The 15,667-nt window shown below is 41.7% G+C and carries 17 protein-coding genes and 1 other annotated feature; all 17 genes read right to left on the reverse strand.

The window, feature by feature from the left end; genetic code table 11:
• Positions 1-92 precede the first annotated feature (92 nt).
• The 17 genes from leuS to F9B85_RS09230 all read right to left on the reverse strand — a co-directional run bounded on the left by leuS (position 93) and on the right by F9B85_RS09230 (position 15,570).
• Complete coding sequence (leuS, locus tag F9B85_RS09150; RefSeq protein WP_151620145.1) at positions 93-2,609, reverse strand: leucine--tRNA ligase; 2,517 nt, start codon at positions 2,607-2,609, stop codon at positions 93-95.
• Between the two features lie 44 nt (positions 2,610-2,653).
• Positions 2,654-2,883 (reverse strand) — a binding site (T-box leader).
• A 58-nt stretch (positions 2,884-2,941) separates the two neighbouring features.
• Positions 2,942-3,688 carry a class I SAM-dependent DNA methyltransferase gene (locus F9B85_RS09155; RefSeq protein ID WP_151620147.1) on the reverse strand — a complete coding sequence of 249 codons (747 nt, stop codon included), beginning with the start codon at positions 3,686-3,688 and terminating at the stop codon, positions 2,942-2,944.
• Between the two features lie 42 nt (positions 3,689-3,730).
• Positions 3,731-4,096: a ribosome silencing factor gene (gene rsfS / locus F9B85_RS09160; RefSeq protein ID WP_151620149.1), complete on the reverse strand. Its 366-nt coding sequence runs from the start codon at positions 4,094-4,096 to the stop codon at positions 3,731-3,733.
• A gap of 10 nt (positions 4,097-4,106) precedes the next feature.
• A complete protein-coding gene (gene yqeK / locus F9B85_RS09165) occupies positions 4,107-4,715 on the reverse strand; it encodes a bis(5'-nucleosyl)-tetraphosphatase (symmetrical) YqeK (RefSeq protein WP_151620151.1) in 609 nt (202 codons plus the stop codon).
• Between the two features lie 83 nt (positions 4,716-4,798).
• The gene (locus F9B85_RS09170) at positions 4,799-5,056 is read right to left on the reverse strand and encodes an RNA recognition motif domain-containing protein (protein ID WP_151620153.1); all 258 of its coding nucleotides are present in this window, start codon (positions 5,054-5,056) and stop codon (positions 4,799-4,801) included.
• Between the two features lie 109 nt (positions 5,057-5,165).
• Positions 5,166-5,903 (reverse strand): nicotinate-nucleotide adenylyltransferase, encoded by a 738-nt coding sequence (gene nadD / locus F9B85_RS09175; RefSeq protein ID WP_243138133.1) that lies wholly within the window; start codon positions 5,901-5,903, stop codon positions 5,166-5,168.
• Positions 5,904-5,909: 6 nt separating this feature from the next.
• The gene (locus F9B85_RS09180) at positions 5,910-7,163 is read right to left on the reverse strand and encodes a glutamate-5-semialdehyde dehydrogenase (RefSeq protein WP_151620155.1); all 1,254 of its coding nucleotides are present in this window, start codon (positions 7,161-7,163) and stop codon (positions 5,910-5,912) included.
• A gap of 124 nt (positions 7,164-7,287) precedes the next feature.
• Positions 7,288-8,439, reverse strand: a complete 1,152-nt coding sequence (proB, locus tag F9B85_RS09185; protein ID WP_151620157.1) for a glutamate 5-kinase — start codon at positions 8,437-8,439, stop codon at positions 7,288-7,290.
• A gap of 73 nt (positions 8,440-8,512) precedes the next feature.
• Entirely contained in the window at positions 8,513-8,806 is a 294-nt protein-coding gene (yhbY, locus tag F9B85_RS09190; protein WP_151620159.1) for a ribosome assembly RNA-binding protein YhbY, read from the reverse strand.
• A gap of 2 nt (positions 8,807-8,808) precedes the next feature.
• Entirely contained in the window at positions 8,809-10,128 is a 1,320-nt protein-coding gene (obgE, locus tag F9B85_RS09195) for a GTPase ObgE (protein WP_151620161.1), read from the reverse strand.
• 27 nt (positions 10,129-10,155) lie between these two features.
• Complete coding sequence (locus tag F9B85_RS09200) at positions 10,156-10,662, reverse strand: Spo0B domain-containing protein (protein WP_151620163.1); 507 nt, start codon at positions 10,660-10,662, stop codon at positions 10,156-10,158.
• Positions 10,663-10,729: 67 nt separating this feature from the next.
• Positions 10,730-11,008 (reverse strand): 50S ribosomal protein L27, encoded by a 279-nt coding sequence (gene rpmA / locus F9B85_RS09205; RefSeq protein WP_151620165.1) that lies wholly within the window; start codon positions 11,006-11,008, stop codon positions 10,730-10,732.
• Positions 11,002-11,349: a ribosomal-processing cysteine protease Prp gene (locus F9B85_RS09210; protein WP_151620167.1), complete on the reverse strand. Its 348-nt coding sequence runs from the start codon at positions 11,347-11,349 to the stop codon at positions 11,002-11,004. The genes rpmA and F9B85_RS09210 overlap by 7 nt, the downstream gene beginning before the upstream one ends.
• A gap of 15 nt (positions 11,350-11,364) precedes the next feature.
• Positions 11,365-11,676, reverse strand: a complete 312-nt coding sequence (gene rplU, locus F9B85_RS09215) for a 50S ribosomal protein L21 (RefSeq protein ID WP_151620169.1) — start codon at positions 11,674-11,676, stop codon at positions 11,365-11,367.
• Positions 11,677-11,775: 99 nt separating this feature from the next.
• Positions 11,776-12,969 carry an Rne/Rng family ribonuclease gene (locus F9B85_RS09220; RefSeq protein WP_170270366.1) on the reverse strand — a complete coding sequence of 398 codons (1,194 nt, stop codon included), beginning with the start codon at positions 12,967-12,969 and terminating at the stop codon, positions 11,776-11,778.
• Positions 12,966-13,673, reverse strand: coding sequence for a TIGR03936 family radical SAM-associated protein (locus tag F9B85_RS09225; protein ID WP_151620173.1), 708 nt, complete (start codon positions 13,671-13,673; stop codon positions 12,966-12,968). Before F9B85_RS09225 ends, F9B85_RS09220 begins: the two co-directional genes overlap by 4 nt.
• Positions 13,648-15,570: a TIGR03960 family B12-binding radical SAM protein gene (locus tag F9B85_RS09230; RefSeq protein ID WP_243138134.1), complete on the reverse strand. Its 1,923-nt coding sequence runs from the start codon at positions 15,568-15,570 to the stop codon at positions 13,648-13,650. Before F9B85_RS09230 ends, F9B85_RS09225 begins: the two co-directional genes overlap by 26 nt.
• Between the last annotated feature and the right edge of the window lie 97 nt (positions 15,571-15,667).

Raw genomic sequence — 15,667 nt, forward strand, 5'->3', positions numbered from 1 at the left:
GGCTAAAACGCGTGGGAGACGCCCGTTCATAGGAAGTGACTTCACTCGGACCCGACATATTATTACTTTAAAAATGTGCCTAGAAAGGCTACTTACTTGACCACAATATTCACTAGCTTATTAGGCACCGCAATTACCTTAACAACATTCTTACCATCAATAAAGCTTTGTACACGCTCATTCTCTAGAACTTGCGCCTTCAAGGTATCAGCATCAAGTCCATTAGCTACAGATAAGCGATCACGTACCTTACCGTTGACTTGAACAACAATTTCAACTTCATCTCGTACTAGAGCTTTTTCATTATAGCTAGGCCAAGATTGCTGATAAACATAGCCCTTGCCGCCGACTATCTGCCACAACTCTTCACAGATATGGGGAGCAAAAGGAGCTAAGATTAAAATTAATTTACCAATTCCATCTTTGATTAGAGCAAGATTCTGTTGCTCAGCAGGAACTTTTTCTTTGTAAATGTACATAGCATTAACAAGTTCCATAATAGCCGAAACAGCAGTATTGAAGTTAAAGCGTTGACCTACATCTTCTGTTACTTTTTTGACTGTATAATTGATTTGACGAAGCAGTTCTTTGTCGTCCTTATTAAGCTCTGAAAGGTTTATATCAGCAGGCTGAAGCATCAAGGTAGTTACCTGTCTCAAAGAAGGCTGATAAGCTTGTACAAGGCGCCATACACGATGTAAGAAGCGATGCGCACCCTCTACACCTCGATCACTCCACTCCAAATCACGCTCAGGTGGTGCAGCGAACAAGATAAAGAGACGAGCCGTATCAGCACCATAACGAGAAATAATCTCTTCTGGGCTAACTACATTGCCTTTAGACTTAGACATCTTAGCGCCATCCATCAGCACCATACCCTGTGTTAAGAGGTTCTTGAAAGGTTCATCAACAGCTACCAGCTTGAGATCATAGAACACTTTCGTGAAGAAACGAGCATAAAGCAAGTGAAGAATAGCATGCTCTACGCCACCGATGTACTGATCTACATTCATCCAGTAATCGACATCTTCAGCAGCAAAAGCTTCGTGCTCATTCTTAGGAGAACAGTAGCGCAAGAAGTACCAGCTAGAGCAGACAAAAGTATCCATTGTGTCAGTCTCTCGCTGTGCTTCTCCACCACATTGCGGGCACTGGCAATTCAGAAAGTCAAGCCTAGAACGTAGTGGAGACTCACCAGATGGTTTGAACTCTACATCATCAGGCAGAATTACAGGTAATTGCTCATCGGGAACAGGTACTTCGCCGCAAGTGGAACAATGAATAATTGGAATCGGTGTGCCCCAATAACGCTGACGAGAGATGAGCCAGTCACGTAAGCGGAAATTAATCTTTCTACTTCCCTTACCTAGCTTTTCTAATTCCGTAGCGATAGCACCTAAAGCATCTTCATTTGGCATGCCATTGAAGGCATCAGAGTTAACTAGAGTTCCTTTATCAACATAAGCATGATCCATATCTTCCGCCTTCAGATCAGCTATACCTTCTGGTTGAATGACGACGCGAATAGGTAGGTTGTATTTGTTAGCAAACTCAAAGTCCCTTTGATCGTGAGCTGGTACGCCCATAACAGCACCAGTTCCATAATCAACAAGAACATAGTTACCAATCCAGATAGCTACTTGCTCACCAGTCATTGGATTCAAGCAGTAATGACCTGTGAAAATACCTTCTTTTTCTGTTTCTGTAGAAGTCCGATCAATCTCACTGAGATTAAGCACTTTGCTTATAAAAGCCCTAATCTCATCTTCACGCTCATTGTTTTTAAGCAACTCTTCGACTAAAGGATGCTCAGGAGCTAAGACGAGATAAGTAACACCAAAAATCGTGTCTTGCCGAGTAGTATAGACTCTAATTTTATCAAAGCCGCCCATCGTTTCTGGTAAGGCAAAGTCCATCTCAGCACCCTCAGAACGACCAATCCAGTTTTCCTGCATGGTTTTTACTTTGTCAGGCCAACCGGGCAAATTATCTAAATCGTCTAAAAGCCGCTGAGCATAATTGGTGATACGGAAAAACCACTGCTCTAAAGCTTTCTTCTCTACAACACTATCACAACGCTCACAAGCACCATCTACAACTTGCTCATTAGCTAATACAGTAGCACAAGAAGGACACCAGTTTACATTCGCCTTTTTCTTGTAAGCAAGATTAGCTTTGTAAAGCTGTAAAAAGAGCCACTGCGTCCATTTGTAATAATCGGGATAGCAAGAGGCAATCTCGCGTTCCCAGTCATAAGAGAGACCCATGGCTTTTAACTGACTGCGCATATTAGCAATATTCTCTGTAGTCCATTGTGCTGGCGGTACACCATGCTTAATGGCCGCATTTTCAGCAGGTAGACCAAAAGCATCCCAACCCATGGGATGAAGGACATTAAAGCCTTCCATGGTCTTAAAGCGAGCTACAACATCACCAATAGAATAGTTACGAACATGGCCCATGTGCAACTGACCAGAAGGATAGGGGAACATTTCGAGGCAGTAATATTTTGGCTTTGCAGGATCAGTTTTTACTCCATATATAGCAGATTGCTCCCATACTTTTTGCCATTTCTGCTCAATTTCTTGAAAATCGTACCTTTCTTCCATTGCTAGAATCGATCCTCCTAAAAAAAATAAAACCTTATCGCCCCTGTTGGGACGAAAAGGTTCTTCCGCGGTACCACCCAATTTGCCCTTTGCTGATAAATAGCAAATGACCTCTTACACAGGGATAACGGTCCTACCGGCACAGAACTACAACCAAATAAAGTAGCTCTGGCAACTCCTAGGTGAGTTCAATCTATCTTTCCCCTGCCTCGCAGCAAACGGCAGGTCTCTGGTAGAAAAGGTTAGATTTACTATTCCCATTCATCGTCTATAAGATATAAATTATACCCAATTATTATATATTTTCTGATAGAAAAAAGCAAAGAAAAGGCTTATTTTTTCTGGGCCACCACGAAGTATCTTTCACTATTCTCTTCTAAAGAACCGCCTTTTAGATCTCCATAGATTCCAATAATATCTAATCCTGCCTCAGTTAATGCTTTTTCAATCTCTTCTTGTGAAAAACATTGTTGGCGATGAAATTCTTCAAAACGTTCATATAGCCCGTTTTCACGAGCCACAAAAAAAGTAAGTTCCATCTCTACAGCTCTCTGCTCCGCATCGTAGTGATTAAGCCACAAATAGGCCATGTCATCGCTTACTTCATAAAAAACATCATTGCCGACCATCGTTGAGAGTTTATGTTCCGTGTGTAAATCAGCTACAAAGATGCCACCCTCAGCTAAAACTCTTGAAATTCGCTCAAATACTTGAGCCAATTCTTTATAAGATTCTAAATAGTTAAGACTATCTAGAAAAGATACAACAGCATCTACTGTAAAAGGCAACTCTAGACGCCTCATATCCTGTGCTAAGAGCAGAAGCCTAGAAGCTTCAAGGTAGGATTGATTGCAGTCAGCAGAAAGGGCTAACATCTCTGGAGAAAGATCTACACCAACTACATCGTAACCTCTATCTAATAACCTTTTAGTAATTGCACCAGTTCCACAAGCTAAATCTAGAATTTGTTGTGGTCTCTTAGGCGCTAAAGCGAAGGCTTGTTCCGCAAAATTAATCCAACTATCATAATCCACATCGGCCATTAATCGATCGTAATAAGCCGCAAAGGATCTATACATTCTAATCACTCCGAGCCAAGCTTTCGCCAGTATAAAATTATATTAAACAGTAGCAAACTCCGCAAAATTAGGCTCCATAGCCCGAGGCGCATCGCCCCATAGGCGTTCTAAAGAATAATAATCTCTTGTATCTGGTCTGAAGATATGCACAACTACGTCACCAAGATCGACCAATACCCAGCGACCTTCTCGATATCCCTCAATCCGCAAAGCCTGCTGCCCCAGATCTTTCATTTTGGCTTCAATGTTTTGGCAGATAGCCTGTACCTGCGGTGTTGAGTTGCCTGTACAAATGACAAAGTAGTCTGTAACTCTCGACTTATCTCGTAAATCAAGCAAAAGAATATCGCTAGCTTTTTTCTCAGATGCCGCTTCGGCAAGTTGGATGGCTAAATCTTTACTATCCATCAAAAGTTCATTACCTCCCTGTGTTTCTTTCATCGTAATTTTGAAGTTCCTTGAGAAGATGATTTCTTAACTCTACCGTGTAAGGATGTAAGAAGAGTCCTTGCTTTATGATATAGCATATGGATTGATCTACTGAGACTTGCATAGCTTTATCAATTGATCTTAAAGCCAATTGGCGAACTTCCTCTACACCTTGATAAGCACGACTAACTTCAATCTTGTCAGCAAGATAAACTATTTTTGCTACTTTTCCCATGGTAGGATGCCCTGTAGTGTGAAAAGAAATAGCTTCTAGCACTTCATTCTGCTCAATCCCATAGTATTCACGTGCCCAGAGAGCTCCGGCTGGTCCGTGTAATAAAGCTAAGTGATCTGCTTCCCAATCAGGTCGATCTTCTCGCTTTGCTCTTTCATAATAAGAAATCAACTTTTTCACAGGCCACTCACGAGCTATATCGTGTAGCAAGGCAGCTACTTCAGCATGTAAAGGATTGAGATCGAATCGTCGAGCCATTTCTAGGGCACTATCTCGAACAGCAAGAGTATGTTGAAATCTTTTTGAGCCCATGGTCATTTCTACATCTTGATTAATTCTTTGAACTAAGGCATTCCAATTCATGAAACGTTATTAACCATCCTTTCATGAATAGAAAAATAATAACCTCCTAGACCACAGAGGGTTTAGGAGGTGAGCAGATTTTGCTACTGTTCCATTTGTCTTGGTTTCGCTTCATTTACTGTCAATTGTCTGCCCTCATATTCGAAGCCGTTCATAGCTTCAATCATACGCTCGGCATCTTCATCACTGACTTCTACAAAACCAAAACCTCTAGAACGGCCTGTTTCCCTGTCGGTAATGATTCGACTGCTTACGACTTCACCGTAGGGAGCAAAAAGATCTTGAAGATTTTCTGGTTTTGTTGCCCAAGGAAGGTTGCCCACATAGAGAGTCCGTACCAAATGATTTCACCTCACCTAAACCTGTTTCACATCACGGTACTTAATTTGTTTTGGTCCATCTATACCGTGTCGCGATTTAGTATAAGCCATAAGAATGTCCCTTATGCGCTTAACGGTATAACAGATGTTCCTTAATGTAATGTTCCACTGGTTCAGGTACCAAATATTTGATCGACCGACCTTTTTTGAGACGATTACGAATATCAGTCGAAGAAATAGCTAATGCGGGAACTTCAATCAAATGGATTCTCCGAGAAAACTCTTCCGACCACTGTGAAATCGTGTTGTGAAGTTGTTCTCGAGCATAACCGGGCCGATAAACTGCTATAAATTGACAGTATTGTATTAATCGCTCTACCTTATGCCAAGACATAATCTCTACAATGGCGTCTGCCCCAGTAATAAAATATAAATCAACAGTGGGTCCATAATGATGGTGAAACCATTGTACAGTGTCTATAGCATAGGAGTAGCCTGTCCTTTCTACTTCTAACGAAGAGGTAGAAAAACGAGGATTAGACAGGGTTGCGAGTTCTGTTAAGCGAAGCCTTTCAATGGGATCGGTAACTAAATGCTCACGTTTATGAGGTGGACGTCCTGAAGGGACAAAAATAACTGGTGACAACTCAAATTGTTCTGCCGCTGATTCAGCTGTAACAAGGTGTCCATAATGTATGGGATCAAAAGTGCCACCCATGATTCCTATCTTCAGCCTACCACCATGAGGCTTTATTTTTTTTTTGGGTACTTTTATTCCAAAGGAACTATCTTGCCAATAATAGTTGAAATCTTTTTCATCAATCTTTGGAATGACCGCCCCATAAGGACCGGTATTAGAAGTAAACACTAGCTTTTATTGTCTGATCTGGCCATCGCCATAGCAGACATATTTGATTGTTGTTAGTTCATTCAGTCCCATTGGTCCACGAGCATGCAGTTTTTGGGTAGAGATGCCAATCTCTGCACCAAGACCATATTGATAGCCATCGGTAAAGCGCGTTGAAGCATTAACATAAACTGCTGCCGAATCAACTCTCCGAGTAAATTGACGAGCACAACTGTAATTATTAGTTACAATTGCTTCAGAATGACCAGAACCGTGACGACGAATATGATCTAGTGCTTCCTCAAAACTATTTACTACACGAATAGCAAGAATCAAATCAAGAAACTCCGTGTTATAATCTTCCTCTGTTGCCTCGTTAATACCAGGAACTATAGAAACACTGCGAGGACAGCCGCGTAATTCCACATTCAAGTTCATCAAGCGATTACTAACAGGCGGCAAAAACTTTTTCGCTACGTCTTTGTGCACTAATAGGGTTTCCATAGCATTACAAACACCAGGACGATGAGTCTTAGCATTGATAACAATGTTTTCTGCCATTTCCAGATCAGCATCACTATCAACGTAGACGTGACAATTTCCAACTCCTGTCTCTATGACTGGAACTGTTGCGTTTTTCACCACTGTTTGTATTAAGCCGGCACCTCCGCGTGGAATTAAGACATCTAAATACTCGTTCATCTTCATCATTTCTTGTGCCGCTTCTCGATCAGTTGTCTCAATCAGTTGAATAGCGCCAGCTGGAATACCTGCTTCTTCAGCCGCTTCTGCAATAATCCTAGTTATGGTCATGTTAGAACGTATGGCTTCTGAACCACCTCGTAATAACACAGCATTACCTGTCTTAAGACAAAGCCCAGCCGCATCAACAGTAACATTTGGTCTAGCTTCATAAATAATGCCAACGACACCTAATGGAACTCTCACCTGACCTATTTCTAAACCATTAGGTCGTTTCCATTGATGTACTACTTCGCCGATTGGATCGGACAAACCAACAAGAGCATAAAGACCTTCGGCCATTTCCTCAATTCGCTTCGGTGTTAACAAAAGCCTATCCAGGAGTGCCTTAGATAAGCCTTTCTTTCTGCCACTTTCTACGTCTAAGGCATTGGCCGCTAAAATCTCTTCCTCTTTGGCAATAAGCGCTTCAGCCATAGCTTCTAGTGCTTTATCTTTCACTTGAGAAGACAAATGACCAAGCTGATAAGCAGCATCTTTGGCTTTTTTCCCTTTGAGTACTAGCTCTGGATAAGGCATTTTTGCTCCTTCCCCCGTTTCCTAATATCAATGATTAATCTGCATTTCGAAGAATTATTGCTGATAGTTAAGTAAAAAAAATTTCTTAACTTATGTTTAGTCTTACTAAGAGGCAGAAATTAGATTAAGAAGAAAAGCTTGTCTGCCGTGGAAGCATAAGCGTTAAGTTATCGCGGTGAACTACTTCATCATAATCTTTACTGCCTAGAAGCGACTCAATCTCTAAACATTGTCGTCCCATTATTCGCCGTACTTGTTCAAGAGAATAATTACTAACGCCTCGAGCAACTTCATAACCTTCAGGAGCTATGATACTCACTAGATCACCGTTCTGATAAAGACCGTCAGTAGCCACTATGCCACAAGGTAACAAGCTTTTTCCTCCTGAGACAAGGGCTTGTACAGCGCCTTCATCAATATAAATGCGCCCATTACAAGTTGAACCAAAAGCAAGCCATCTTTTGTAACCTGGTAGAGGCTTGTCCTGTGGTAGAAAAAGTGTACCTATTTCTTGCCCGGCCATAATCTCTCGAAGTACATTCGGTCTTGCTCCGTTGGCAATAACCATGGCAATACCTGACTCTGAACAGATTCTAGCAGCTTGAATCTTAGTAGCCATTCCACCTGTCCCTAGGTTGCTTCCTGCACCTGCGGCCATAGCTTCAATCTCAGGTGTAACTGATTCTACTTTAGAGATTAGCTGAGCTTGTCGATCAGTGCGCGGGTTAGCTGAATATAGTCCTTCAATATCTGTCAAAAGCACCAGTAAGTCACTGTCTACAAGAGCCGCTACGAGTGCTGATAGGGTGTCGTTGTCACCAAAACGAATCTCATCAACAGCAACAGTATCGTTTTCGTTAATGATAGGTATTGCGCCTAAGCGAAGTAAAGTCTCCAAAGTATTGCCGCCATTGATATAACGTTTTCTAGAAGCCAGATCATCTCGTGTCAACAATACTTGGGCTACTACTTGTCCATACTCTGCAAAAAGCTTTTCATACATATGGAGAAGAATACCTTGTCCTACAGCGGCACAAGCCTGTTTCTCAGGGATAGTTTTCGGTCTTTCCCTATAGCCAAGACGGCCCATACCAGCACCAACAGCTCCTGAGCTTACCAGAATCATCTGGTATCCCTGATTAGCCAGATCAGCTACTTGGCGAACTAATTTCTCCATTTGTTCTAAGTTCAATTTGCCAGTATCATGGGTAAGCGTACTCGTTCCCACTTTGACCACGATCCGTCGGATCCCGGGCAAATCCTGGCGATCAAACATGTTCGTTACGCCCCCCTTATAGATCCCTGCATCATAGAATTCTCTTTTCTTTTACACATTCCTGCTTTCTAGACTAAACAGGAAGTTCTATTTGCCGATTTTCTTCAGAAGGGCGATAGAGCAAGAAGTTTCTGCCAATTACTTGAACAACTTCTGCATCAACAGCTTCAGCAATTTCATTAGCTACTTCCTTGGGATCTTGCAGGCAATTTTGTAATACTCTACCTTTAATAAGTTCTCTTGCTTCTAAAGCATCTTCTACTTGTTTGATCAGCATGCCACCAATACCATTTTTACCAACATGAATAATTGGTTCCATAGTTTGTCCTAAAGAACGAAGATATCTTTTCTGTTTACCAGTTAACATTTTTAATCTCCTTTATCCTCATCTGCATCAATACCGCCACCGTATTCAATAAAGTCAAACTCTAAATCTCTAATTTTTACAGGATCGCCATGCTTAGCACCAGCATCACGAAGTGCTTGGTCTAAGCCCATTTTCCCAAAGATACGCGACAAGCGAACTACAGCTTCTTCATGATCAAAGTTGGTCATGGCAACATGTCTTTCCACTTCTTTACCCGTCACAATGAAAACTGCATTATCATCACGAGTGATTTTAAATCGCTCTTCTTTTTCTGGCTTCATCTGTACGTCCATATGGGTAACTTCTTCAACAGCTTGCTGTACAGGGCCTAGTTCTTCTAAAATCTGATGAACTTGCCAGATCAAAGGTTGTAATCCTTCTGAAGTTGCCGCTGATATGGGAAAGAGCTTGTAATCATCGCCTAGCTTAGCTTGTAAACGCTCTAGATTTTCTTCAGCATCTGTTAGATCCATTTTGTTAGCCGCTACAACCATAGGCTTATCGGCTAACTGTGGCTTATATAGGGCCAGTTCTCTTTGAATTACGTCAAAATCTTCTAAAGGATCGCGACCTTCACTACCTGCTATATCAAGTACATGAATGAGGACTCGACTGCGGTCCGTATGACGCAAGAAGTCGTGCCCGAGTCCTACACCTTCATGAGCACCTTCTATAAGACCAGGAATATCAGCCATAACAAAGCTCTGGCCTTCTCCAACTCTGACAACACCTAAGTTAGGCTCTAAAGTTGTAAAAGGATAGTTAGCTATCTTAGGCCGTGCCGCAGATACTGCCGCAATTAATGTTGATTTGCCTACATTAGGAAAACCCACAAGACCTACATCAGCCAATACTTTTAATTCTAATTCTAACCATCGTTCTTCCCCTGGTTCTCCCTGCTCGGCCAGTTGCGGCGCACGATTTAAAGAACTAACAAAACGAGCATTACCACGGCCGCCACGACCACCTTTGGCAACTACAACTTCTTGCCCTTCTTCAATAATGTCTGCCAAAGTCTCTCCAGTGTCAGCATCTTTGATTACTGTACCAATGGGAACTTTAAGCAGTCGATCTTCACCACTGCGACCATGCATAGTTTTACCCATACCATGCTCACCACGCGTACCTTTGTAGTGACGCTGATAACGCAAATCAACAAGCGTCCGCAAACCTTCATTGCCAACGATGATTACGCTACCACCACGACCGCCATCACCACCAGCTGGTCCACCTTCGGGTACATATTTTTCACGACGAAAAGCAACAATTCCATTGCCTCCGTCTCCACCTTTTACAAAAATCTTCGCCTGATCATAAAACATAGAAAAACCCCTCCTTATTGCCCTTCCTTAAGGCATCTGCAAAGGATAGTGCTTGTTCTGTCCAGAACAATCTTCCCAATAGGACTCTAAATAAGGGCATTGACCACCATGGAAAAGGAGATAAAGCTGATTGCTTTCATTAAAGGAATTGCCTTCTTCTAGCATCACATCGATAAATGCTCTTACTGCTTCAAGTAGCTCCTGTACATTCTCTTCTTTTTGCCATGTCTGAGGATCCCAATTATTTGCTACTTTTACATGAAGCAAGATTTCTTCTTTTCGCAAAGTAAACTTTTTATGGATCAGCATGACAATTAAAGGTAGTACACCTAGGAGCATAACATCGCCATCTTCACGAATTTTGGAAGCTAGGTTCTTTACAAAATCATTAGCCTTATCTATTTTTCCCAGCTGAACATAGCCCATAAGAATTTGCAAATGATTGATACAGTCATGACGCATTTCCCGCCAGACCTCTATCCACAATTCCGATTCATTATCGAAATCGTCTCTATAGTAATTTATGTTGCCCATCGGATCACCCTTTTAAATTAGCTACCTATTATAAAAGCCTCCGGACTTTAATCCGGAGGCTTCGTTGTTACACGGCATAAACGCTGACTTGTTTTTTGTCCCGGCCTTTACGCTCGAATTTTACTACACCGTTCACCGTAGCGAAGAGGGTGTCGTCTTTACCGATACCTACGTTTTTACCAGGGTGGATCTTCGTTCCTCTCTGGCGAACAAGAATGCTACCAGCTAGAACGGCTTGACCGTCGGAGCGCTTAACACCAAGACGCTTCGCTTCAGAATCACGACCGTTTCGAGAACTACCAACACCTTTTTTCTGAGCAAAGTATTGCAGGTTCATCATCAACATGGGACACACCTCCTTTTCTGGACCTTTACATATGCAGGATAAGCTTCTTGGATCTGTTCCAGTCCAAGAAGCATGGTTTCTAAAATGATCTGGGCCACCTTACTATCATTTTGATTCAAAGGTATCTTTAAGATACAACGCAACTCACCAGGCTCAGGAGCCTCCACTTCCGTTGCTGTCGCACCTAAGAAGTGTTCTAAGCCATTAACGGCTGTAAAAGTAAGAGCTGACACTCCGGCACATACTACATCCTGTCCTGCTGGAGCAGAGCCTGCATGTCCCTTCGTCTCAAAACCTAAGATAGTACCAGCATCATCAATAAAAATAACCGTTTTTACCATGAAGATTCTCTTTGCTTAAGCCTGAATAGCTTCTACACGTACTTGTGTGTAAGCTTGGCGATGACCTTGCTTACGACGATAGTTCTTCTTAGGCTTATACTTGAAAATAACAATCTTCTTACCTTTACCGTGATCTTCAACTTTTAGTTGAACAGATGCACCTTCTACAGTTGGCGTTCCAATCTTAAGATCACCTTCTGTACCGACTGCATAAACACGGTCAATGGTAACAATATCACCAGGGTTGCCTTCTAGTTTCTCAATTTTCAAAGTATCACCTTGGCGAACTTTGTATTGTTTTCCACCCGTTTCGATAATAGCGTACATTACAACACCTCCTAACCTAGACTCACCAGATACTAGGCGGGACTGATACAGCCCTCTTCCCAAAGCCCGACCTGAGTGGTTGAGACAGGGGATAGATACCTACAAATCAATATGATACTCTTTCCTAATATCTTTGTCAACAAAAATAGAAGCCAAACTTTCTCTTGTTTTTTTCCGCGTCATTTCTAAAAGCCCTAAAGCAGTAAAGCCAAAAACTTCTGTCTTAACTTTATCTCGAGCTAACTTTTCTTTGAGCTTTGTTAAAACTTCCTGACGATGGTCCTCATCAATCATATCAATAAAATCAATGATTACCATCCCGCCAATATTGCGAAGACGGAGTTGATAAGCTATTTCTTCAGCCGCCTCTATGTTAGTCCTCCTAACAGTTTCTGATAAATTCTGAGCACCCTTGTAACGACCTGTGTTCACATCTACGACCGTTAAAGCTTCCGTCTTCTCTATAATTAGATATCCACCGTTAGGTAGCCAGACTTTAGGCGCTAAAGCTTTTTCAATTTGCTGACAAAGATTGTAAAGAGGAAAGAAATCACAACCTTCGAAGAGCTTTATTCTACCTTGTAAACACAAATGATTATCTTTAGCCCAGCAAAGCATTTCTTCATAAAGGTTAGATTGATTAAGATCAATTTCTGTTACGCTATCATCAACTAGATCACGCAGTATCATCTCGGTTAGTAAGCATTCTTGATAAAGAAGAGCTGGCGCAGTAAGGTTTTCTGCTTTTTCTTTTAATCTTTGCCATTGTATGAGCAAAGATTGAAAATCAGCTACCAGCGCTTCTTCATCCATGCCTTCAGCAGCAGTTCGGATAATCAGTCCTATAGTCGGAGCTAGTAGTGAAAGCTTTTGCGCAATTGCTAAAAGTCTATTCCGCTCTGCCTCATCATCTATTTTTTTGGACAAACCTACTTGTTCTAAAAATGGTGTTATAACAAGATAACGTCCTGGTACTGTAATTTGAGAAGTAAGTCGTGGCCCTTTCTGTCCGTTGCCTTCGTTCACCACTTGAACAACCACTTCTTGGCCTTCAGAAATCTCAGGACCGCTCCAATCTTTTAAAGAAAGGTAGGCATTCTTACGCGTACCAATATCAACAAAAGCGGCATTCATTCCTGGTAACAAGTCCACAACGGGGCCTTTGTAAATATTACCCTCAAGGCGTTGACGTTTGGGATCATGCCAGTAAAGCTCAACAAGCCGTCCTTCTTCAAGAACCCCTGCTATAATAAGCTCACCCTTGGCTTGAATGATAATTTTTTTGGCAATCACAGTGCCTTTAAAACCTCTATAGGCGTAAGCAGTTGATCTCCTTTTGTTACAAAAAGACCTAACCGCAAGATCCGCAATCTGTCCACATTGACTGGCAAGCTCTCTTGTTGCACCACTATAGAGAGAACTTCTTCCGGTCTTACATTACCTTCACTACCTGTCTGAACAAGCATTTCCAGCAACAAATGGTTCTCTATAATAGAACTTTTTAGTTCATAAACACCAGAACGGATATCTTTAATTACAGTACCTTTTTTGCCTTCTCGTTCTACTTGCCAGTTAGTTAGCGAAAGAGCATTAACTACAGCATCTTGCACTGTTTTTTCATCTAATACTTTGAGCAAGGGAGCCTTGATTCGATATTGTGCACGATTAACTAAAGCCATTAGAGCCTTTTGACCTGATGGTACAAGGGTCGCTTCTATAATACGAAAGCCTTCTGGCATAGCAGTTTGCAGGCTTTTTACTACTTCTGCCCCTTCAATTTCTTGGCTAACTTCTACATCGACATACTCACCAAGAGAAACAACACCAACAGCTAAGGCTGAAGCAAAGGATATTTTTGGATGAGGATTGAATCCTTCTGAGTAACTAAGAGGAATCTGGGCTCTTCGTAAAGCTCTCTCGAAAGCTTTTTGTGTATCTAGATGCGAAAGCCACCGAACAGGATCTTCTTTACTAAAGGCGATCCGAATTCTGGCCATGATCACCACCCCGCAAATCAACAGAAATCCCTAAAGAAGAACATACACCACAGGCACTACATTTATTATGACGACAATCGTCGGTCAACTCTGACTCTATCGCTTTTTTGTGTTCCTTGACAAGGTAACTGCGACTAACACCATAATTAAGGTGTTCCCATGGCAAAGGTTCATCGTATTCTATCTTGCGATAAGCATAGTATTCAGGGTCGATATCTTCTGCTTGGAAAGCTTCTTGCCACCGTTCAAAACGAAAATGTTCAGTCCATCCGTCGAACTTAGCACCATTTTCCCAGGCTTTGTAGAGCACCTTACCTAAGTTTCGGTCACCTTTGGCCATGACAGCCTCAATAAAGCTTACTTTAGAATCATGCCAGTTGTAAGTAATTCGCCGATCTCGAATTCGCTTTTTGAGAAACTGTTGCTTCTCTTCTAATAAAGCCATCCGATCTTGAGGCTCCCATTGGAAAGGTGTCTGCGGCTTCGGTACAAAGGAAGAAACACTTACAGTTACTTTAACAGCCTTTCTAATTCCTTTGGAGCGAAAAATATCAGAGCCTACATAAGCTACTTGTTCTGCAAGACGAGCGATACCTTCTAGATCTTCTTCCTCTTCTGTGGGAAGACCCATCATAAAGTAAAGCTTAATAGTATGCCATCCACCCTGGAAAGCTTTTTCTATTGTCTCCATAAGATCTTCTTCCGTGACACCTTTGTTAATCACATCGCGTAGACGTTGTGTTCCTGCCTCCGGTGCAAAAGTTAAGCCTGTCTTACGAACCTTCTGTACTTCTTTGGCCAAATCTACAGAAAAAGCATCAACTCGCAAAGAAGGCAAAGACACGCCCACTCTCTTTTCTTCATGAGACTGGAGCAAATCTTTTAGGAGTGGTTCTACACAGCTATAATCAGCTGTACTAAGAGAAGTTAAGGCAATTTCATCATAACCGGTTTGTTGAATTAGCTCTTCTGCCTGCTTTTTTAGTGTTTCCATAGATCGCTCTCGAACAGGTCGATAAATAGAACCAGCTTGGCAAAAACGACAAGCACGAGAGCAACCGCGTAGTACTTCTAACATGATCCGATCATGAACTACACCCATAAAAGGAACCATGGACTTAGTCGGAAAATAAGCTTTATCCAAATCAGCTACTACCTGTTTGGAAACTTGTGCCGGCACTGTTGAATCTATTCTCTCTATGCTCACAAAATGACCTGAGTCATTATAATGTGGTTGATATAAAGAAGGAACATATATACCTGGTAATTGAGCTAATTCTCGTAACAATGCTTTACGACTATCTCTCTGACTGTCACGACGCCAACCCTGTGCTTGCTTAAAGTTCCCAATTGCTTCTAGTAGTTTCGGTAAGCTTTCTTCACCTTCTCCTAAAATCACTAGATCAAGAAAATCAGCCAGCGGTTCAGGATTGACAGCACAGGGACCTCCGGCAATGATCAGCGGATGTTCATCGGTTCTATCATAAGACCACAGTGGGATATCAGCAAGGTCTAGCATATTTAGTATATTGCTGTAAGACATTTCGTATTGCAATGTAAAGCCGATAACATCAAAATCTTTTAATGGTCGCCGACTTTCAAGAGAGAATAGAGGTATTTCTCTCTTGCGCAGTTCCTCTTCCATATCTATCCATGGTGCAAAAACGCGCTCCATTAACATATTCTCTTGATCATTAATCAAATGATACAAGATTCGTAGTCCTAGATGAGACATGCCTACTTCATAGACATCAGGAAAAGCAAAGGCCATAGTCGTATTTACAGTTGACCAATCTTTTTTGACTTGATTGTATTCCCCGCCGGTGTATCGTGTTGGTTTCGTTACTTTATTCAATAGTTCATCTTCTAATATTTGGCTAATCTGTTCTTGATTCAAAGATTTTCCACCTTCATTCTGTCGTTCCCTTCATCGTCTGCTTCTACATAACTCCAACAATAGTTACTTATCATAGATTATCTCCATCAGCCAGGAA

The sequence above is a fragment of the Heliorestis acidaminivorans genome (assembly GCF_008933955.1).
GTDB classification, from domain to species: domain Bacteria; phylum Bacillota; class Desulfitobacteriia; order Heliobacteriales; family Heliobacteriaceae; genus Heliorestis; species Heliorestis acidaminivorans.